Origin of the sequence: Streptomyces sp. NPDC056883 (assembly GCF_042788835.1) — a bacterium.
GTDB classification, from domain to species: domain Bacteria; phylum Actinomycetota; class Actinomycetes; order Streptomycetales; family Streptomycetaceae; genus Streptomyces; species Streptomyces stoeckheimensis.
The window spans coordinates 115,652-136,627 of record NZ_JBHUBS010000002.1; the positions used below are offsets into that span (position 1 = coordinate 115,652).

The following is a 20,976-nucleotide window of genomic DNA, read 5'->3' on the forward strand; positions in this document are numbered from 1 at the left end:
ACCATGGAGGCGTAAGCACGACCGTTACCGCTGTAACCCCCACGTGCCCCGGGGGCGGAAGGAAACGTCCGTGGCCCCTACCTCCGGCGAAGAGATCGCCCTGGGGCGGGCGCGGGACGCCGCGGCCCGGGGAGCCTGGGCGGACGCCTACACCGGCTACCTGGAGGCCCGCGAGGTGGGCGGGCTCGGCCCGGCGGAGCTCGCGGACTTCGCCTCCGTCGCCTACGCCGCCGGACACCTCGACGTTGCGATCGAGACCTGGGAGCGGCTCCACGAGGAGCTGTCCCGGCTCGGCGAGGACATCGGGGCGGCCGGAGCCGCCGTCCGGGTCGCCATGCACCTGCTCTTCGACACCGCTCTCATGGCTCCGGTACGCGGGTGGCTGCATCGAGCGGAACGCCTCCTCGACCCTGCGACGCCGACACCCGTCCATGCGTGGTTCGCCGCGGTGCGCGCCTTCGAGCGACTCCTCAGCGGCGACGTCGACGCGGCCCGGGACTGGGCCGACCGGGCGATCGAGACCGGCTCGCACACCGATCCGGCGGCAGCGGCGATCGGGCGCGTGGCCCGGGCCAGGCTGGTGATTCTCGACGGTGACGTCCCCAGGGGCCTGGAGCTCCTCGACGAAGCCGGCACGGCGGTGATGACCGGCGATCTCGACGCCCTGTCGACCGGAGTCGTCTACTGCGAACTGGTCTGCGCCCTGCAGGGCCTGGCCCAGTACGACCTCGCCGAGCAGTGGACCGAGGCGATGGAGCGGTGGGCGCGCACGAACGCGATCGGCAGCCTGCACGGCCGCTGCCGGGTGCACCGGGCCGAGATCCTGCGCCTGCGGGGCCAGTGCGCGCACGCCGAGCAGCAGGTGCTGCTGGCGTGCGACGAGCTGCGCCCCTACGTGCGGCGCGAGCTGGGCTGGCCGCTGACGGAACTGGGCCGGATCCGGCTCCGGCGCGGCGACCTTCCCGGAGCCGAAGAGGCGCTGCTCGCCGCCCATGGCCTCGGGTGGGATCCCGAACCCGGTCTCTCGCTCGTCCGGCTCGCCGGGGGCGACGCCGACACGGCCGCCGCCGCGATCCGGGAGGCGCTGGCCCGTCCGCTGCCGGTGCCGTCGAAGGAGCTGCCCCCCACCTCCGGGCTGCGGCGGGCGCCGCTGCTGGACGCGCAGGTCAGGATCGCCGTCGCCCGCGGCGACCTGGAAACGGCGCGGGCCGCGGCCCGCGAGCTCGACGAGGTCGCCGTCCGCTTCGAAAGCACCGCACTCGCCGCATCGGCCCTGCGCGCCCGGGGCGACCTCCTGCTCGCCGAAGGCGATGCGGTCGGGGCGTCGGCGTCGTTCACCGATGCCGTCCGTGCCTGGAGCCAGGTCGGCGCGCCCTACGAGACGGCCGAGTGTAGGCTCCGGCTCGCGGACGCTCAGGGCGCCCTGGGCAACCTCCGGGCCGAGACCCTCGAACGGTCGGCGGCGCGTACCGAGCTCGAACGGATCGCCCACGGGCCCGCGACCGACGGGCCCGCGACCGACGGGCCCCGGACGGAAACGGCAGAGCCGGACACGTTCGTCCGGGAGGGCGATCACTGGAGGGTCGTCTTCGACGGTCGACGCACGACCGTCCGCGACAGCAAGGGAATGCACCACCTCGCCCGGCTCTTCGCCGCGCCGGGCCGGGAGTTCCACGTCCTCGACCTGGTGGCCGCCGACAGCGATGATCCTGCCGCTGCGGGAAGGCTGTCCCGCGCCGGCGACCTCGGCCCCCTGTTGGACGACCGGGCCAAGCAGATGTACCGGCGGCGGCTGGCCGACATCGAGGAGGACATCGAAGACGCCCGCGCCGACAACGACATCGCCCGGCAGGAACAAGCCGGCATCGAGCGTGAGTTCCTGATCAACGAACTCACCCGGGCCGTCGGACTCGGCGGGCGGGACCGGCACGCGGGCGTGGCCTCCGAACGGGCCCGGGCGGCCGTCACCCAGGCCGTGCGCAAGGCCATCGGCCACCTCCGAGACGCCTGTCCGGCGCTCGGCGACCACCTCGACCGCACCATCTCCACGGGGACCTACTGCACCTACGCCCCGGATCCGCGCTTGCCCTCCGGTTGGTCCACGTGACCGTCCGCGGTGACCTGCGCGATGAGGAGGGCGACGTCGTCGTGGTCGTCGGGGTGGCGCAGGGAGTTCAGGAGCCACTGGCAGGTGCCGTCCAGGGGCCGGCGGGGTCCGTCCAGGGTGTGCAGCAGGGTGTCCAGGCGCTCGTCGATCGGGTGTTGGCGGGTTTCGACGAGGCCGTCGGTGTAGAGGAGCAGCCGGTCGCCGGGGTTCAGGTCGAACACGGTGGTGTGGAAGGCGACGCCGCCGACGCCGAGGGGTGCGCCGGTGGGCAGGTCGAGGAGCCGGGGGCGCTGACCCGCTGCGGCGAGGACGGGCGGGAGGTGTCCCGCATTGGCGATGTGGCAGCGGTGGTCGTGGGGGTCGTAGACGGCGTAGACGCAGGTGGCGATGTAGTGCTCGAGTCCTCGGGTGATCTTGTCGAGATGCCGTAGGACCTGGTCGGGGGCCAGATCGAGGTCGGCGAAGGCGACGGTGGCGGTGCGCAGCCGACCCATCGTCGCGGCGGCGTCGATGCCGTTGCCCATGACGTCGCCGACGACGAGGGCCGTCTTGTCACCGGCCAGGGGGATGACGTCGTACCAGTCCCCTCCGACCTCGTGGGATGCCTGGGCGGGCTGGTAGAGGGAGGCGATCTCCAGACCGTGGGCTTCGGGCGGGTGGCCGGGCAGGAGGCTGCGCTGGAGGGTTTCGGCCGCGTTGCGGACGCTCTGGTGCCAGCGGGCGTTGTCGATGGCGACGGCGGCGCGGGCAGCCAGTTCCCCGGCGAGGATCACGTCGTCCTCGTCGAACGGAAGGGGGTTGCGGGCGCGCAGCATGTCGAAGGCGCCGAGAACCTCGTTGTGCGCGATCAGCGGCACCGCGAGATAGGAATGCACCCCCGTCCGGGAGAGGGTCGCGGCCGCATCGGAGTCACGGGCGATGTGGAGAAGGTCTTCGGTGCCGACACGGGCCACGAGCACCGGCTGTCCGGTGTGGACGCACCGGGTGATCAGCCGGTCCGCCCCGTACGAGGCCAGGTCCCCGACCGTGTCCGCTGCGGCGGCGGCCTCGGTCGGGTAGGCGGAGGCCACGGCGAGCGCGCGGAACACCTCAGGCCCGTCGCGGGGACCCGAGCTCCGGCGGAAGGACAGCACGGCGTCCAGGACGTCCACGGCCGCCAGGTCGGCCAGGCCGGGGACGGCGACCTGGGCCAGTTCGTGGGCGGTCTGCTCCACGTCCAGCGTGGTGCCGACACGGGCGGAAGCATCGGCGATCAGGGCCAGGCGGCGCCGGGCACGGTCCGCCTCGGTCGCCGCCCGATGACGTTCGCTGACGTCGACGACGGAGCTGGCCACGCCGATCACCCGGCCGCTGGGCCCTTCGAGCCGGTAGAACGACACCGACCAGGCGTGATCCTGGTCCGGGTCGGCCGGCGTCCGGCCGACGGAGTACTGGTCGATCAGGGGCGTGCCGGTCACCAGGACCTGGCGCAGCGCGGACTCGAGGGTGTCCACGTCGACGAACGGAAGGATCTCGTGGATCCGGCGGCCGATGTGGTCGGCGGCCGGGACGCCGTTGATGCGCTCCAGAGCAGGGTTGACCAGCAGATAGCGAAGGTCCGTATCCAGCAGGGCGATGCCGATGGGGGCCTGCGCCACGAGGCGCTGGGACAGGGCGAGGTCGGTCTCCACCTGGTGCAGCATGCGCTGGTCGGCGGCGATGCCCAGGGCGTAGACGTCGCCGAGGTCGTCCAGCAGCCGCATGTTGCGGAATTCCACCAGGCGGGTGCTTCCGTCCTTGTGGCGGATGGGGAACGCGCCCGCCCAGCTCGCCCCCGTGCCCATCACCTCGGCGAACAGCTTCGTCACCAGGTCCTCGTGCTCTTCGCGGACCAGGAGGTGCGCCGCGGGCCGGCCCAGGGCCTCCTCGGCGGTGTAGCCGAACACCTCATCGGCCTGCGGGCTCCAGAACACGATCCGTCCGCGGGTGTCCAGCACGATGGCGGCCACGCTGAGCAGATCGAGCAGCCCTCCCGGCGAGGACGGCCCCTCCGTTCGGTCCCGCGCCTCATCGGGGAGCGGCTCGTGTGCACCCATCCTCGACGGCTCCCTCCTCAGCGGAGCCCGTCCGGGGTACGAACCGGTTGAGGGCTTCGCTTCCATGCTGCCCCCGAACCCGGCGCTCCACGACCGGTGGCGCACCGCCCGGCGCCGGAGCCGCCCGCAGGGCTGCGGCCGACGCCTACGGCTTCTCGGCGGCCCGGCGGAGCAGCGCCACCGGCTGGTCCACCGCCGTGGACCTGGTCTTCATTCCGTAGGGCTCCTGCTCGTCCTCACTGAGCACCTCCCGGCCGTCCGGGTCGCGGGCGATGTGGACCTGCATGAACGGGATGGTGTCCCCGCGCGCGAAGAGCGCTCCCTCGCGCCATGTCGGGATCACCCACCACATGGCCGCCCAGTCGGGGGCCTGGGTCATGTTCATGATCGCGCTGCTCCGGTAGATCCTCGACGTGTAGCGGAAGAAGTCGTCGCCCGGGTCCGCGAGCCACGGCGGGGCGTCCCGGAGGTGCTTGCGATCGGCGGATCCCGTGTCCCACGAGTACACGATCGACCGCGGGTAGCTGTTGGCGAGCTTGCAGCGGTCGGCCCGGATGAACGAGATCGTCGCGGCCAACTGGACGCGGCCCTGCCCGGATTCCTTCAGCGGCACTTCGATGACGGCCTCCTTGGAGAAGTCGTCACCGGGGTCGAGGCGGCTTCCCGCGGAGGTGATCTGCCCTGCCGCGAGCAGCCGGGCCGGGGCATCGAAGTCCTCGTGGCGGTTGGTGTCCCAGCCGTCTCCCAGTTCGTCCCGCCACCTCGTCAGCCCCGTGCCCTTCTCCCGGAAGGTGCTCGGCCAGATCGTGGCGGACCACTGGGTTCCGACGACGAAGATGCTGATGGACCCCTCGTTGCGGAACGTGAGGTGAGCCGGTACGTACAGGCTGGTGCGCGCGGCGTTCAGGGTCGGTTTCCCGAAGGCGACCATGAAGGGGACCTTGGGCGGGGCGACGTACGGGGTGTACATGGCGGAGTACGCCACGCTCGCGGAACCGATGAGAGCCGACAGGGCGACACCGGTCGCGAAGCTCTTCGGATGCGGAATACCCTGCCACACCTTGTGCCGGCTCACTTCCCACAGCGCCCAGACGGACCACGCCACCAGGGAGACCCACAGCAGGAACAACCCGGCGTGATAGCCGCCCTCCCACTGCAGGACCAGGAACATCAGACTGGTGACGGCCACGATGACGACCCCCAGCAGGACGCCCTGCCCCGCATACCTGGTGGCCCGCTTGCCCCAGTGGTCGAAGACCGCCGCGGCCGCGACCGTCTCCACCAGAGCGCCGGCCAGGAACACCACACCCATGACCCGCCCGCCGAAGGTCAGTGCCCTGAGGGTGTCCGTCAGCCCCACCCGGAAGAGCACGGCGGCGGACACCAGGAGCCCGAGCACCATGAGACCGGCCTGGGCGCGCCTCGACCAGGGGCGATCCGGCCACAGGTCCGGGTCGGCCCGCCATCGGACCTGCCCGGGATCGCCGAGGTCGAGGTCCGGGGGCACCCCCGCTCGCCGCAGCACGCGCCGGAGCTCCCGGGGGGACCACGCCCGACCCGCGCTCTTCCCCGCGACGCTGACCTCGCGCAGTCCCCGGCTGTCGGGCGCGTGCACGATGACCTGCGGTCCGCTGGGCGTCATGCCCTCAGGATCGGCGCGGCGCAGGAGCGCCGCAGCCGACAGGGGCATCCGGGTGACTCCGTCGCGGAAACCGAGTACGACGTGGAGGCCGGCGGGTTCGGAGGTATCACCAAGGCGGGGCCCTCTTGCGGGCGCGGGAACTGGTGGGGCAACCAATGTGCCGTCCGCGGCCCGGCGTGTTGACTGCTGCGAGAGCACGGGGACGTGCGCCTTCATCGGAAGGGCGGCAGGAAGAGGAGCGGCACGTTGGCTGTACCCGACCGGATGGACGAGCGTCTGCGGGCCTTGAGGCTGGTGGAGGAGCAGAGGATGGCTCAGGCCGTGTTCGCCGAGGCGATCGAGGGCGGTCTGATCTCGCCCGGCAGCACGGAGTGCGAGGTGGACGAAAGGATCTGGGAGGTGGCGGGGGAGGTCTTCGGTACGGCCGTGGGATGGCCCGCCCGTCTCGTCCGCTCGGGGCCGCACACGGTGCTTCCGTACGGTCAGTGCCCGCCGGACCGTGTCATCGGGGTGAACGACATCGTCGTGATCGATCTCGGCCCGCTCTTCGCCGGGCACGAGACGGACTTCGCCCGCACGGTCGTCGTCGGCGACGACCCGGGCCGGCGCCGGCTCGTCGAGGACATGGCCAAGGTCGGCGTGGCAGCTCGCGAGACGTTCCTCGGACAGGACGGCATCACCGGCAGGCAGTTGCACGCCGAGGTGCGGGCCCTGGCCGGCAAGGCGGGTTGGAGCCTGGGGGCGTGGCAGGTGGGCCGTTTGTGCGGGCAGGCCCCGGCTGTGGGCGGATCCGCTCCGGAGCCCTCTTCCTTCATCGGTCCCGACAACGACGAGCCGCTCCGTCGCACCGCCGCAGGAGGGTGGCGTGCTCACTGGATCCTGGAGATACGCCTGGTCGACCAGTGCAGCGGCTTCGGAGGTGCGTTCAAGCAGCTCCTCGACCTGGTGTGACTCCGCGCGGAGTTGCGCCGCGGCGGTGAGCTCAACGCCTCGACGCCGGCGGTAGATTGCCGGCCATGACCGATCTTGGCACCGTCGTCTGGCCACCTGCCCCGATACGAACCGAACGCCTCGTACTCCGCGAGTCCGAGGCCCCGGACCGTGCGGCGTTCATCGAGCTGTTCGCCTTGCCGGAGGTGCGCACCTACCTCGGTGGCCCTCGACCGCGTGAGGAACTCGAGCGCGCGGTGCCGGAGTTGCCCGGACGGCGCCCCGGTCTCTTCGTGATCGATCTCGACGGAACGATGATCGGCACGGTATCGCTCGACCGGCGCGGTGCAGAGCGTCCGGGGCACCTTCGCCCCGATGGCGGAGAGGCCGAGATCGGCTACATGTTCCTGCCGACGGCGTGGGGACGCGGCTACGCCGCCGAGGCCTGCGCGGCCGCGCTCGGCTGGTTCGCCGCCGCGCTGCCCGGAGAGCAGGTGGTGCTCTGCACCCAGACCGCCAACGACCGGTCGATGCGGCTCGCGGCGAAGCTGGGGTTCACCGAGGTCGAGCGGTTCGAGGAGTACGGCGCCGAGCAGTGGTTCGGCGCGTGGTCCCCGGGTCAGGTGCGGGCGACCGGGACGTAGGGCCGCTGGATGTCCTCCGGGTGGGCCGTGTGCAGCACGGCCTCCTCGTAGGTGATGGTGCCTGCCGCGAGGAGGGCGTTGATGCCGGTCTCGAGGGTCTGCATGCCGTCACGGTGGCCGGTCGAGACCATGTTGCGGAGCTGGCGGGTCTTGCCCTCGCGGATCAGGTTGCGGATCGCCGACGTGCCGACCAGCACCTCGAAGGCGGCCACCCGGCCCCCGCCGATCCGGGGGATGAGCGTCTGGTTCAGGATGCCGACCAGGGTGTGCGTCAATTGCAGCCGGATTTGCGGCTGTTGCTCGGCCGGGAACACGTCGACGATGCGGTCCAGCGTCTGCGACGCGTCGTTGGTGTGCAGGGTGGCGAACACCAGGTGCCCGGTCTCGGCGATGGTCAGGGCCGCGGAGATGCTCTCCGGGTCGCGCATCTCGCCGAGGAGCAGGACGTCGGGATCCTCGCGCAGGGCCGAACGCAGCGCGGCGGGGAACGAGTCGGTGTCGGTGCCGACCTCGCGCTGGCTGACCGCCGAGCGCTTGTGCTGGTGCAGGTACTCGATCGGGTCCTCGATGGTGAGGATGTGTACCGCCCGGTGCGTGTTGACGTGGTCGAGGAGCGCGGCAAGACTCGTCGACTTCCCCGACCCGGTCGGACCGGTGACCAGTACGAGCCCGCGCGGCATGCCGGCCCACCCCATGACGACCGGGGGAAGGCCGAGTTGGTCGGACGACGGCACGTCGTACGGGATGATCCGCAGGGCCAGCGCCGACGCGCCGCGCTGCACGAAGGCGTTCCCGCGCAACCTGGCCTGCTCCCCCCAGCTGAACGCGAAATCGACCTGCTTCTTCCGGCGGAACCGTTCCGTGAGTTCCGGGCCCAGCACCCCGGTCACCAGGCGATCGACCTCCGGCTCGGTCAGCGCGGCCCCCTCGACCGCCCGCAGGGCGCCGTCGACGCGGAGGAACGGCGCCGATCCGCTGGTGAGCAGCAGATCGCTGCCGCCCCGTACCCACAGCTCACCGAGCAGGTGGTCGATGATCGCGGAACTCGGCCCGGACATGGTGGTCTCCAAGGTGGTGTGCTGGTGCTTGCTCATGGCAGGACCGTCCACTGGGTGACGGTGCCGGCGTGGCCGTCGAAGGACACGGCGGCCCGGACGAGCGGGCCGGACAGCAGGTCGATCCGGGTGCCGCCGAGGTGCTCGGTCGCGCCGCCGGTACCGGCGGTCACGGTGTAGGTCAGGGTCAGCCCGGCCAGCTGGGAGGTCGTGGTCAGGCCGCACGGCGCCAGGTCGAACCGGTCGGTCACCGGGCCGCCCGAGCCGAGGTGGACCGGAACGTCGAGGGCCTTGTCGACGCCGGTGCAGGTGCTGCCGGGGAAGTCCACCGACATCTTCACCGACTCCACGTCGCCTTCCTCGTGGTGCGCCACCTGCAGGACGACGTGGTCGAGCGGTCCGGCCGGGGCCGGTGCCGGGGCCGGGGCCGGCTGGGCGTAGCCGCCGAACGTGAGGGACGCCCGGCCTCCGCCGGGGAGGGTGGCGTCGGCGACGTCGACGGGCGCGCCGGGAGCCGGGGGCGTGAACCCGGTGATCGCGGTGACCGACGCGGGTTTCGCGATCACGGCCGGATAGGTCGTGAACAGCACCGGCTCCGGCGGGACTCCGATCACCGGGCGGAGGTACCGGGTGGTCGGGCTGATGCCGAGATCGATGGTCCGGGCGATGATGCCGCGGGTGACGACCTGCGAGCTGACCTGGCTCATCGACAGGTCGACGGCAGCGGTCGGCGCGTAGACGGTGCCGTTGATCACCAGGCGGCTGTGCTGGGTGGCCGTATCGGAGTCGTCGGTCGACTTGAGCACCGCGCAATCGCTGCCCGTGGTGAGGCAGCCGGACAGGGCCCGTAGGGACGGGGCGCGGAACACGATGTCGAGCTCGACGCCGTCGAGCCGGACGGCGGCGTCGGTACTGCCCGTGCCCAACCTTGCCGTGTAGTCGACGGCGAGCCGGGACAACTGGTCGCCCTTCGTGACCCCGCAGGCTCCGAGGTCGACCGTGTCGACGCCGAGTGCCCCTGCACGGGAGGTCAGGGCGTGGTGCGCGTCGCAGGCGGTACCGGTGCCGGAGACGGTCAGGGCCGCAGTGGGCGGCGCCTTGGGCAAGGGCGGTGTCGTCTGCGAAGGCGGTGCCGGGGTGGTGTCGTCGTCCTGGTGCGCCACGCGCAGCACGATCTTGTCGATCACCGCCCCCGCCGGCAGGGGCAGCATCGCGAACGCGCCGAGCCGGACCGACGCCGACGGGGTGGCCGTGGAAAGCGTCGCGGCCGAGGTGGCGGTGTCGATCGCTTGCGCGTTCTTCGGGTTGAGGAACGCCGCGGTGGCGGGCGTCGCGGTGCTGACGGCCTGGGTGGGCCGTACCGGGAGCGGGGACCGGTAGGCCAGCTCCAGGGTGACGCCGTCGAGCTGCTCGGTGGCGGCGGTGCTGCCGGCGCCGAGGGTGGCGGTGTAGGTCACGACCAGACCGGTCAGCTGGGCGGGGTCCGTGAGCCCGCAGAGGGCGACCAGGTCCAGTGTGTCGGTCGCCAGGGCGTCCTGACGGGCACCGAGCTTCTGCGGGGTGGTGCAGGAGCGGGGGAGGCCGGGCCCGGTCAGGGTGACCGCGACCGTCGGCGGCGGTCCGCCGGCCGCCCCGGGATCGTCGCGGTGCGCGACGTGCAGCAGGGCCCCGTCCAGGACCGAACCGGGCGCCACCGCAGGGGTGTCGTAACCGGCGAGGTCGATGGCGGCGGTCGGCGTCGTGCCCGAGAGCGCGGCGCGGGCCGTGTCGGCGCCGTCGATCGCCTTGGCGTCGGCCGCGGCGGTGAACGTCGTCGACTCCGCACTCGTCGCCGGCCGGGGCGGCGGCAGGTCGTAGACGATCTCGAGCCACATGCCGTCCAGGGAGACGGCGCCCTCGCTGCCGTCCACGTCCAGTCCGGCGGCGTAGGTCGCGGTCAGGCCGGTCAACTGTGCGGTGTCGGTGATGCCGCAGGCCTTCAGGTCGATGCGGTCGTCGCCCAGGCCGGCCCGCGCGGTGAGCGGCAGGTTGGTACACCTGCCGCCGCCGCTCGCGGGGGTGACGTTGATTCTGGGCGCCGCCACGTCGCCGGTCTCCTGATGGGCCACCCGCAGCACGGCGGAGCCGATCGTCGACCCCGGCGGGAGGGGCGGTTGGCCGAACCCGGCCAGGGTGATCGACGCGGACCGGGTCGCCGCGGTCAGAGCGGCGCCGGCCATCGACGGCGTCGGCTGTTCGCCGATCTCCAGGGCGTTGCCGGGATCGGTGCCGGTGCCGGTGCCGGTGAATCCGGTGGATGCGGTCACGGCGGTCGGCTTGAACGTGGTCGGCGTGCGGTAGGAGACCTCGAGCCAGATGCCGTCCAGACGTTCCGTGGCGGCGGCGCCGTCGGCGTCCAGGGTGGCGGCGTAGGTCACGGTCAGGCCGGCGAGCCGAGCCGGGTCGGTGAGCCCGCACGCGCCCAGCAGGTCGATCGGGGGATCGGTGGCGAGCGCCGTGTGCCGGGGCGCGTCGTCGGTGCGGCAGGTGTCCGCGCCGACGGCGGTGGTGACCTTCACCGCGCCGGGGGCGGTCAGGTCGCCGTCGTCCTCGTGCGCGATACGCAGCGTCGCGCCGGTGATGACCGAACCGGGCGGCACCCGCGGGGTGAAACCTGCGAACTGCATCGAGGCCGAGCGGCGTTTCACCGGGTCGAGGACGGCGTCGGCCGTGCAGCCCGCGACGCCGGTGGGCTGCGCGGTCTGCGCACACCCCGGCAGGGTCGGCCGCTCGCCAGTGGTCAGGGCATGGCCCGGGTGGGCGAAGCCGGTGTTCGTGGCCACCGCCGTCGGCTTCAGCGCGTGGGACGGCTTCGGCGGCTGGACCCCGTACACCGCCACCTGCTGCGCGCCCGGGGTCACCGGGGCGCACAGTTCGACCTGTCCGCGGTCGACCTGGAACCGGCTGCCGCCGCCCATCATCACCGTGACGCCTTCGGGCCGCGTCGTGTCGCAGCCGCCCGGGTTGGGGACGGCCGGGCGGGTGGGGGCCCCGGGATCCCAGCCCGCCTGCGTGCCGCCGACCACGCTGACCGTGGGGTCGGAGACCGTCCAGACCGCGGCGCCGCCGGGAGAGGCGAAGTCGAAGTCGAAGTAGTAGGTGCCCGGTTGCAGCCACACGACCACGCCCGGGCAATCGCCGGCGGTGAGGTGGGTGAGCGCGCGGGCGTCGTCGTAGGAGCCGGGCTGCAAGCGCACCAGCCAGGAACCGGGGCCGGGTCCGGGGCACGCGGGCACCGTCCGCCGGACCGGGACGGCCGTGACGGGCGGGGCGTGGTCCGGGTCGGCGCCCATGACCGGGTCGGCGGGAGCCGACGGGGTGTCGTTGGCGCAGCTGCGCACGTACGGCGCCTGGGTCGGGGCCAACTGGGCTTGTGACACGGCACGGGAGCAGTCGCCGACGGCGGACACGTCGCCCGACACCAGCATCGAGGCGCCGATGGCGGCGCCGGTGGTGATGGTCGAGTTCGAGAACACGCTGCCCTGCACGCGCAGGCCGGGCGTGGTCACGTTGACGCCGTCCTTCGCCGCCTTGCCCAGGCTGCGCAGCGCGTCCTGCGGTTGGGTCGCGCGGGTGGCTGCGGGAGACGTGTTCTGGGGGTCGCAGTGGACGATCATCTGGCGGCCGTTGATCGGCGGGGCGGTGTAGTCGGCACACGGGTTGCCCTGCGAGAAGTTCTTGACCGCGAGCTGCGTGGCACCGTCCGCGCTGTAGTCCCGTTTGCCCTGGTCGACGTACACGCCCGCCGTCTTCAGTCCCGTGGCCGCGAAGGACAGGACCGACACGGTGACCACGCTGAAGACGACGATGAAGGCCAGCGCGAGGATCAGCGTCGAGCCCTGCTCGTCCTCGCGCAGGCGACGCGGACTCGGGCGGCGCGTACTCAGACGGCGCGGATCCGGGCGGCCGGTCATGACGAGCTCGATCGTCGGACGGCGGTGAGGGCCGTCGGGGGCACGGCGGGGTCGCTCTGCACGGTCAGCGTTACCTCCATGGGCGAGGTGCACGAGGTCTCGGCACCGCAGCTCAGAGTCACCGGATGGGTCGATGTGGCGTCGTCGAACCGGCCCAGCAACGTGGTGACGACGCCTCCGGCGCTGCACTTCACCCGGTTGAGGGCGCCGGTCGGCCGGTCGTAGGTGTAGACGACGTCGGTGCCGGGACGGCTCAGGTGGACGATCACGTCGGCGACGCCGCATGCGGGGTCGGTCGTGACGGTGTCCGCGCTCTGCACGTCGCCGTAGAAGTAGCGGCCCAGCGTGCCCACCGCGCTGGTGGCGGCCACCCGCTTCCCGGTGTCCGCGGTGAACCGCAGTCCGAGGAGGATCGCCGTGGGCAGCAGCGTCCCGATGATGCCCACGATGACGATCGTGACCAGCAACTCGGTCAGCGTGAACCCCGACTCCGAGCGGCATGAGGGGCGTTGCTCCGTCATGACAGCATCGACTCCCGCTTGACCACTTCGAGCGTCGCGTCCCTGACGGGGCGCGGGCCGGTCGAGCGCACGGTGAGCGTCACCTTCTGTACTCCGGTATCGGCCGTCGGGCAGGTCCGGGCGAACGCACCCACCCCGTCCCAGTACTCGATGTCGAGGGTCACGGTGTACCCGTCCGGCGGCGCAGGGGTCTCGTACGTACGGGCGCAGGACACGTAGGGGGCGCTGACGACCTTCTCGGCGGCGTTGCGGATGACCGCGTCGGCGCCGGTCACCTTCTGCTGCGTGGCCGAGCTGATGATCGCGGTTTCCATGCCTCCGAGGACGGCCACGAAGGCGACGCCCATGAGCACCACGGCGACGAGAACCTCGACCAGGGTCTCGCCCTCTTCGCCGCGGCGGCGCAGCGGGCGCCGTGCCGGGCCGGTCACTGGACCTCGACCTGGCTGTAGACGCCGTAGATCGCCGTGAGGAGGGCGACGGCCACGAACCCCACGACGACCCCGACCAGGATCACCACGGTCGGCTCGAACAGGCTCGTCATCCGCTTGAGCTTGTGCTGCAGTTCCTTCTCGTAGAACTCGGACACGTTCTGCAGCTGGTCGTCGAGGGTTCCGGTCTCCTCTCCGACGCGCATCATCTGGGTGACCGCCCCGGGGAACAGCTTGGTGCGGGCGATCGGCCGGGAGATGCCGCCGCCTTCGAGCATCTCCGTCCGGGCCCTCGCGATGGCCCGTTCGAACACCAGGTTGTTGGCGCCGGCGCCGGCCAGGGTGAGCGCGTCCGGGATGGGCACGCCGGCCTTGATCATCGAGGTCAGGATCCGGCAGAACCGTTCGATGACCATGAAGCGGACCACGTCGCCGACCACGGGCATCGCCAGCAGGAAGCGGTCGCGCAACGCCCGTCCCCGCTCGGTTCGCAGACCGGCGATCAGCGCCGCGGCGAGCGCGACGAGCACGCCGGTGATGACCGGATACCAGGCGGTGACGAAGTCGGTGAAACCCAGCAGGATCCGGGTCGGCAGCGGCAGTTCCGCGTTGAAGGACTCGAAGAACACCTTGAAACGGGGCAGTACGAAGATGACGAGGACGAGGACGACGGCGAGGGCCAGCCCCATCACCAGGCTCGGATAGGTCAGGGAGGAGCGGATGCTGCGCCTGGCCTCGACGTCGCGCTCGATGTAGCGCGCCAACTGGTCCATGACCACGTCGAGTTCACCGGTCGCCTCGGCCGAGCGGAGGACGGATATGTAGAACGGAGGGAGCGCCGCGGTGTGGACGGCCATCGAGCCGGAGAAGCTTTCGCCGAACCGCAGCGAGTCCATGACGTCGACGAGCACCTTGCCGAGCTTCTTGTCCTTGGTCTCGGCGCGGATGATCTCCAGGGCGTCCAGGATGGGCACTCCGGCCTTGATGAAGGCGCCCATCTGGCGGGAGAAGTTGCTCAGTTCGACCAGGTCGACCTTCTGCGTCGTGAGTTCCATCTGCAGCAGGCTGCGGCTCGCGGCCTTGACCGACCGCACCTCGTAGCCCTGCCGGGTCAGGCTGTCGGTCACGCCGTCGACACTGGAGCCGGTGAGCACGCCGGTGGCCTGTTTCCCGTCCGGGCCGACCGCGGCGTACTTGAAGGTGGCCATGCCGACTCTCCTGGTTTCCGTGTTCAGAGGTGCGCGTCGTCTGTGTTTCGGTACGGCGTCCGGCGAGCCGGGCGACAGGCAGCCTCTAGGCCACGTACACGCTGGACATGATCTCGGTGATGGTCGTGACGCCCTCCTCCACCAGACGGACGCCGCCGTCCAGGAGGCTGTCCATGTGCTCCTCGCGGGCGGCCTTGCGCAGGCTGTTGATCGGCGCCTTCTCGACGAGCAGCCGCTTGATCGTGTCGCTCATCACGAGCAGTTCGAAGACGCCGATCCGCTCCTGGTAGCCGGTCCGGGAGCAGAAGTTGCAGCCCCGGCCCTGCCAGAACCCGGTGTCGGTCGATCCGCCGGCCTGGGCGAAGAAGGCCAGTTCGTCCACGCCCGGCCGGTAGGGCTCGCGGCACTGGTCGCAGATCCGGCGCACCAGTCGCTGGCTCACCACCCCGGCGACCGTGGAGGTGATCAGGAACGGCTCGATGCCCATGTCGACGAACCGGTGCAGCGCGGAGCAGGCGTCGGCGGCGTGGATGGACGACAGGACGAAGTGGCCGGTGAGAGCGGACTCGACCGCGATCCGAGCCGTCTCGGCGTCCCGGATCTCGCCGACCAGGATCACGTCGGGGTCCTGTCGGAGGATCGAGCGCAGTCCGGTCGCGAAGGAGACGCCCGCCTGGTCGTTGATCTGGATCTGGTTGACCGACGGGACCACGTACTCCACCGGGTCCTCGATGGTGGTGATGTTGCGTTCGCTCTGGTTCAGCTCGCCGAGCGTGGCGTACAGGGTGGTCGTCTTGCCGCTGCCGGTCGGTCCGCCGCAGGCGACCATGCCGTACGGGGAGCGCAGCAGGGACGAGAACCGTTCGTAGGTCGCCGCGGGCATGCCGAGTTCGGCCAGCCGCAACAGGGTGCGGTTGCTGTCGAGCAGGCGCAGCACCGCCTTCTCGCCCCAGATGGTGGGGGTGGTCGCGACCCGGATGTCGACCGACCTGCCGTCGATCTCGGTGGCGATCTGACCGTCCTGCGGTCGCCGCCGGTCGACGATGTTCATGTTGGCCATGATCTTGATCCGGCTGACCACGGACGGGCCCATGTTCTCCGGCAGACTCAGCACGTCGTGCAACGCGCCGTCGATGCGGTACCGGACCCGGACCCGGTCGCCGTGCGGTTCGATGTGGATGTCCGAGGCCCGGTCCCGCAGGCCCTGGGTCAGCATGAGGTTGACCAGGTGGACGACCGGTGCGTCCTCGCTCACCACCCTGGAACCGGAGTTGGCGTCGCGGCCGGTCTCGGTCGCCTTGAAGGCCTCGACCAGGCTGCTGACGCCGGACAACGCCCGGTAGGCACTGTCGATTGAGCGCCGGATGTCCGAGGGAGCCGCGATCGCCAACCGGACCCGATCCGGCGCGACGGCCCGGCCGACCTCGTCGAGCACGCGCGGATCGGTCGGGTCGGCCGCCGCGAGCAGCAGCGTGCCCCCGGTCCGCCGCACCGCGACGACGCCCAGCGAGCGGGCCAGCGCCTCCGGCACCCGGGCGGCCGCCTCGGGATCGGGTTCGCTCTGGCGCAGGTCGGCGACCGGTACGCCGAGTTGAACCGCCAGCGCCTCGATCAGGGAGCGCTCGTCGACCATCCCGAGTTCCACAAGCAGGGCACCGAGCCGCTTGCCCGACGCCGACTGCTGCAGGAGCGCCTCGTCCACCTGCGCCGGGGTGAGCAGACCGCGCTGCACGAGCAGTTCCCCGATGCGGTGGCCCTGCTGCCGCGGGGGCGGCGACTGCACCGCGCCGGACGCCGTGTCCTGGACGGGCTTGCCCTCCGGGATCGGCGACGGCGCCGGGCCCTGCGCTCCGTCGGGCAGGGTGCCGCCCTCGCCCGCAGGGTTTGTCGGGGCCGAGCGGCCCCGGAAGAGCCGGCGGTTCGCCAAGGAACCCACCCCTTTCGCGCATCCAGAACAACGGCCGGTCATTCGCCCCGAGGTCGATCATTCGCCCCGAACACGTTCCGTAGAACTGTCAGCCGCTGATTACTCAGCTGCATGCTACAGCACGCCATCAGCCTGTCATCTGCAACCGCAATAGGCGGTTTTCCCTGGAGCCCGCCTCTTGTGAGCCCATCGCCCGCTCAGTAGTCTGCTGCTGATTAATCAGGCTGTTACTAGTGCCTGGTTCTGCTGAACCGGTCGCCGTAGATGGAGAACGATGTCCACATACCTGCAAGGCAAGTTGCGCCGCCGTATGCGTGCGCAGAACGAGACGACGGAAGCCGGCTTCACGCTGATCGAGCTCCTCGTGGTCATCGTGATCCTGGGCATCCTGTCCGCCATCGTCGTCTTCTCCGTCCGCGGCATCAACGACAAGGGCCAGGCCTCGGCGTGCAAGACGGACAAGGTCACGATCCTGACCGCGGAGGAGGCCTACTTCGCCAACAACAACAAGTACGGGACCGTGGATGACGTCAAGCAGGGCGGGTTCCTGAGCGAGGTCTCCACCTTGCACGAGGCCGTGCTTGACCCGCTCGACCCGAAGAAGCAGCCCACCATCAGGCCGCTGGCCGGCGGGCCTTGCGCAGCCCCCTGATACGGGGAGCCTCCACCGGACGACGCCGCCTGCGCGCGTCGGACGGTCGGTCCGGGTTGCCGGGTGGTACCGCACGTGCCGCCCGGCGAACCGGGTTCGGCAGCCTATGGAAGCGCCGGATCCATCGTTTTGTGACGGTAGCAACCAGTACACGGCATACGGCACGATTGCGGCCATGCCACCCATACTTGTCGTGATCATCGGTCTGCTGGGGCTCGCAGTCGGCTCGTTCCTCAACGTCGCCGTCTCCCGGGTTCCGGCAGGCCTTTCGGTCGTACGGCCCCGCTCCGCCTGCCCGCAGTGCGCCACGCCGATCGCGGCCCGGGACAACATCCCCGTCGTGTCATGGCTCCTGCTGGGCCGGCGCTGCCGCGCTTGCCGGGTTCCGATCCCCGCGCGCTACCCACTCATGGAAGCGCTCACCGCGCTCCTGTTCGCCGCCGAGGCCCTGCGCTTCGGCTGGTCGGAAATGCTCCCGGCGGCACTCGTCTTCACCGCGGGGCTGCTGGCCCTGGCCGCCTGCGACGCCGAGCTGTTCCTCCTCCCGCTGCGGCTGGTCTACCCGACGCTCGGACTCACCGCCGCCTGCCTGCTCGCGGCCGCGGCAGCCACCGGCCAGTGGCAGCGTCTCGGCGTGACCGCGGCGTGCGGAGTGGGCGCGTTCGCCCTCTTCTTCGCCCTGCACTGGGTGCGGCCGGCCTGGCTCGGGTTCGGCGACGTGCGCCTGGCGGGCCTGCTCGGCACCGGGCTGGGCTGGCTCGGCCCGTGGTACTTCGTCTTCGCGCTGCTGGCCGGCAGCGCCGCCGGGCTGCTGCTGGCCATCGCGCTCATGGCGGCGGGTCGCATTACCCGCCACACCCGCCTCCCCTTCGGCGTGTTCCTCGCCGCCGGAGCCATCGCGGCCCTCCTCGTCGGCGCCCCCGTCGTCCACTGGTACGAGAGCGCGAGTGACCCGTACGCGCTGGGTGCGCCGCTCACGGCGGACCGCCGCTGACCTTCACACCCCGGGCCGGACGTCGGCCGGCTCCTCGCGTCCCGGCGGCCGGCCGGTTGCCGGCCGCTCGGTCGGCATCGCAAATACCAGCGGCAATCCCTAACCTGGTCCCCATGAAGGAACCTGATCTTGATCTGCCGCTGGCCGAGTGGATCGTGCTCGCCATCATGGCCGAACGGCCCAGCCACGGCTTCGCCATCGCGTCCCTCACTGCGGAGGGCGCGGAAATCGGCGAGTTCTGGTACATCTCGCGCCCCATGGTCTACCGGTCGATCACGCGGCTGGTCGAGCGCGGACTGATCACGCCGGTCGGTTCCGAGGAAGGCAACCGCGGACCGCAGCGCATGATCTACGCCGCCACCCCCTCCGCGAAGGCGACGGTCGGCCGGTGGCTCAGCGAACCCGTGGCTCAGCTGTTCGACGTCCGCGCCGAGCTCACGTGCAAGCTTCTGCTGCTCCAGCGCCGCGCCGCCAGCCCGTCCCACCTGGTCGAGCGCCAACGGGTCGTCATCGACGAGATCGAGGAGTCCCTGCGCGCCAAGGAACACGTCGGTGACTACCTTCCCCGCGCGATCTACGCCTGGCGCCTGGAGCACGTCCGTGCCGCGCGCCGCTTTCTCGACGCCGTCGATGTCGATGGCGACGCCGACGCCGACTCGGCGCGGCCGGCGGTCAGGACCGGGTGACACCCCGGCCCCAACGATGCGCGTGTACACGTAAGACGGGCCCGGTGATCGCGTCATCGCAATCGCCGAGCCCGTCTTGTCACGTCTTTCAGGTCAGAGACTCATAGGCAGCCGTCGGAAACGGCCCGCCGCCTACGGCACTTCGACGACCGTCTCGCAGGAGCCGCCGGACGTGATCGAGTCCGTGCCCGGGAGGGTCGCACCGCCGTTGGCGTCGCCGGCGCAGACGTCCGTGTCGCTGCCGCCGGAGAGGATGTCGCTGCCGGCGCCACCGACGACGGTGTCGTTGCCGGAGCCACCGGAAAGCGCGTCGTCGCCGGCCCCGCCCTTGACGACGTCGTTGCCGCTGCCGCCGCTGATCGCGTCGTTGCCGTCACCGGCGTCGACGTAGTCGTTGCCGCTGCCCGCCGCCACGGCGTCGTTGCCGCCGAACGTGCAAATGGTGTCGTTGCCGCCGTTGCCGGCGACCGCGTCGTTGCCGTTGCCGGTCACGATCACGTCCGAGGCGCTCGTACCGTTGACGATCCCGTTGCCGGTGATCGTGGCGGCGAGACCGTTGCAGCCGGCCGACACGTTGAGGGTCACGGTCGCGATGTTCGAGTCGACCGTGCCGTCGGTCGCCTTGTACGTGAAGCTGTCGCTTCCGACGTAGGCGCTCTCGGGCTGGTAGGTGAACGAACCGTCGGCGTTGAGCGTCAGGGTGCCGTGCGCCGGCCCGGTCACGAGCGAGGCCGTCAGCGTGTTGCCGTCGGGGTCCGTGTCGTTGCCGAGGACGCCGGGAGCGCCGACCACGAGCGGGGTGTCGGCCCCGACGTGATTGTACGAGTCGTTCGCGGCCGTCGGCGTCCGGTTCGTCGCGTTGAGCAGCACCGACGCGTCCTTGACGAACGTCGCCGAGCCGTTGCTGTTGGCCGTGGCGACATCGGGACGCCCGTCGCCGTTGAGGTCGGCGACGGCCGTGGCCTGCGGGCTGCTGCCGCCGTTCAGCCCGAAGGCCAGCGGGCTGCCGAACGCGCCCGTACCGTTGCCCTCGAGCACCACGATCTCGTGCGAGCCGGCGCTGGAGACGACCAGGTCGACGTGTCCGTCGCCGTTCAGGTCGGACACCGAAGCGGAGGTGAGGTTCGCCCCCGCCGACAGGAGGCTCGCGGCGGCGAAGCCGCCCGAGCCGTCGCCGAGCAGGACGGCCAGGCGTCCCGGCGTGCCGGGCGCCACGACGACGATGTCCTGCTTGCCGTCCTCGTTGACGTCGGCGAGCTTGAGCTTCGAGGGCAGCGTCATGCCGGCCGAGACGTTCGATGCCGTGCCGAAGCCGCCGTCCCCGTCGCCGAGCAGCACGGAGAGCGTGCCGGCCGTGAGGTTCGCCGTGACGAGGTCCAGGTGGCCGTCGCCGTTGAGGTCGGCGGTGGCGATGCCCTGCGGGCCGGTGCCGCCGTTCAGTCCGAACTGTGCCGGCGTGGCGAACGTGCCGTCGCCGTTGCCGGGCACGATCGCGACGTTGTTCGTGTTCGAGTTGGACGTCGCGAGGTCCTGCTTGCCGTCCTCGTCGAAGTCGCCCACGGTGACGCCGGTCGGGAAGCGCACGACGCAGGGGTTGTCGCCCGTGGTGTCGCATCCGGGCGTCGGGTTGAGCTGCACCGTCGCTCCGGTGCCGAGTGCGCCCGAGCCGTCGCCGAGCCAGACCAGGGCGACGTTGCCGCGTGCGTCCTGGCTGATGACGTCCTTGTGGCCGTCGCCGTTGACGTCGCGGATCTCCGCCGAGCCGAGGAAGACGCTCGTCGAGGTCAGCGGCGCCGCGTACTTGGTGACGGCGCCGAAGCCGCCACTGCCCGAACCGAGGAACACGCCGAGGCCCTCGGAGCGGATCGCCGTCACGAGGTCCGGCTTCCCGTCGTTGTCGAGATCGCCGATCGCGACGGCGGAGCTGCCGCGGCCGGTGTCGTCGAGGTTCGCCGCGGTGCCGAAGCCGGTCGTGTTGGTACCGGTCGCCGAGGCCGGGGTGGCGGCCGCCATCACGGCGGTCGCCACCGCGAAGACGAGCGTCGGAACTCTGAGTCGCCGACGTGTCGATCTGTGCATGGGGGAGGACCCTCCTAAGGGTCTGATGAAGGGAGATGCGTGCCGTCGGCGGACAGGGGTACTGCCGACGGG

At 71.4% G+C, this 20,976-nt stretch carries 15 protein-coding genes; 6 read left to right on the plus strand and 9 right to left on the minus strand.

Features of this window, described 5'->3' with window-relative positions:
* Window positions 1–70 precede the first annotated feature (70 nt).
* A complete protein-coding gene (locus ACFRU2_RS05885; protein WP_382968106.1) occupies window positions 71–2,107 on the plus strand; it encodes a transcriptional regulator in 2,037 nt (678 codons plus the stop codon).
* On the opposite strand, the gene ACFRU2_RS05890 is transcribed toward ACFRU2_RS05885, so the two are convergent.
* Window positions 2,065–4,182 (minus strand): SpoIIE family protein phosphatase, encoded by a 2,118-nt coding sequence (locus tag ACFRU2_RS05890; protein ID WP_382968109.1) that lies wholly within the window; start codon window positions 4,180–4,182, stop codon window positions 2,065–2,067. The two genes, ACFRU2_RS05885 and ACFRU2_RS05890, sit on opposite strands and share 43 nt — an antisense overlap.
* A gap of 145 nt (window positions 4,183–4,327) precedes the next feature.
* On the minus strand, window positions 4,328–5,824 hold the full coding sequence (locus ACFRU2_RS05895; RefSeq protein ID WP_382968112.1) for a hypothetical protein: 1,497 nt from the start codon (window positions 5,822–5,824) through the stop codon (window positions 4,328–4,330).
* A 246-nt stretch (window positions 5,825–6,070) separates the two neighbouring features.
* Between ACFRU2_RS05895 and ACFRU2_RS05900 the strand changes: the two genes are divergently transcribed.
* On the plus strand, window positions 6,071–6,775 hold the full coding sequence (locus ACFRU2_RS05900) for a M24 family metallopeptidase (protein WP_382968114.1): 705 nt from the start codon (window positions 6,071–6,073) through the stop codon (window positions 6,773–6,775).
* A gap of 65 nt (window positions 6,776–6,840) precedes the next feature.
* Window positions 6,841–7,398, plus strand: a complete 558-nt coding sequence (locus tag ACFRU2_RS05905; RefSeq protein WP_382968117.1) for a GNAT family N-acetyltransferase — start codon at window positions 6,841–6,843, stop codon at window positions 7,396–7,398.
* Here the strand turns inward: ACFRU2_RS05905 and ACFRU2_RS05910 are convergent.
* From ACFRU2_RS05910 to ACFRU2_RS05935, 6 genes are all read right to left on the minus strand, one after another.
* Complete coding sequence (locus ACFRU2_RS05910) at window positions 7,374–8,492, minus strand: type IV pilus twitching motility protein PilT (RefSeq protein WP_382968120.1); 1,119 nt, start codon at window positions 8,490–8,492, stop codon at window positions 7,374–7,376. The genes ACFRU2_RS05905 and ACFRU2_RS05910 overlap by 25 nt on opposite strands.
* Window positions 8,489–12,406, minus strand: coding sequence for a hypothetical protein (locus ACFRU2_RS05915; RefSeq protein WP_382968123.1), 3,918 nt, complete (start codon window positions 12,404–12,406; stop codon window positions 8,489–8,491). The genes ACFRU2_RS05910 and ACFRU2_RS05915 overlap by 4 nt, the downstream gene beginning before the upstream one ends.
* Window positions 12,403–12,927, minus strand: coding sequence for a type II secretion system protein (locus ACFRU2_RS05920; protein ID WP_382968124.1), 525 nt, complete (start codon window positions 12,925–12,927; stop codon window positions 12,403–12,405). Before ACFRU2_RS05920 ends, ACFRU2_RS05915 begins: the two co-directional genes overlap by 4 nt.
* Window positions 12,924–13,358: a prepilin-type N-terminal cleavage/methylation domain-containing protein gene (locus ACFRU2_RS05925; RefSeq protein ID WP_382968126.1), complete on the minus strand. Its 435-nt coding sequence runs from the start codon at window positions 13,356–13,358 to the stop codon at window positions 12,924–12,926. The genes ACFRU2_RS05920 and ACFRU2_RS05925 overlap by 4 nt, the downstream gene beginning before the upstream one ends.
* A complete protein-coding gene (locus ACFRU2_RS05930; protein ID WP_382968127.1) occupies window positions 13,355–14,566 on the minus strand; it encodes a type II secretion system F family protein in 1,212 nt (403 codons plus the stop codon). Before ACFRU2_RS05930 ends, ACFRU2_RS05925 begins: the two co-directional genes overlap by 4 nt.
* An 85-nt stretch (window positions 14,567–14,651) precedes the next feature.
* Window positions 14,652–16,493 (minus strand): GspE/PulE family protein, encoded by a 1,842-nt coding sequence (locus ACFRU2_RS05935; RefSeq protein ID WP_382968129.1) that lies wholly within the window; start codon window positions 16,491–16,493, stop codon window positions 14,652–14,654.
* A 274-nt stretch (window positions 16,494–16,767) separates the two neighbouring features.
* On the opposite strand from ACFRU2_RS05935, the gene ACFRU2_RS05940 reads away from it, so the two are divergent.
* The 3 genes from ACFRU2_RS05940 to ACFRU2_RS05950 all read left to right on the plus strand — a co-directional run bounded on the left by ACFRU2_RS05940 (window position 16,768) and on the right by ACFRU2_RS05950 (window position 18,825).
* A complete protein-coding gene (locus ACFRU2_RS05940; protein ID WP_382968132.1) occupies window positions 16,768–17,145 on the plus strand; it encodes a type IV pilin protein in 378 nt (125 codons plus the stop codon).
* Between the two features lie 175 nt (window positions 17,146–17,320).
* Window positions 17,321–18,139 (plus strand): prepilin peptidase, encoded by an 819-nt coding sequence (locus ACFRU2_RS05945; protein ID WP_382968135.1) that lies wholly within the window; start codon window positions 17,321–17,323, stop codon window positions 18,137–18,139.
* Between the two features lie 113 nt (window positions 18,140–18,252).
* A complete protein-coding gene (locus tag ACFRU2_RS05950; RefSeq protein ID WP_382968138.1) occupies window positions 18,253–18,825 on the plus strand; it encodes a PadR family transcriptional regulator in 573 nt (190 codons plus the stop codon).
* A 132-nt stretch (window positions 18,826–18,957) separates the two neighbouring features.
* On the opposite strand, the gene ACFRU2_RS05955 is transcribed toward ACFRU2_RS05950, so the two are convergent.
* Complete coding sequence (locus tag ACFRU2_RS05955; protein ID WP_382968140.1) at window positions 18,958–20,904, minus strand: FG-GAP-like repeat-containing protein; 1,947 nt, start codon at window positions 20,902–20,904, stop codon at window positions 18,958–18,960.
* Between the last annotated feature and the right edge of the window lie 72 nt (window positions 20,905–20,976).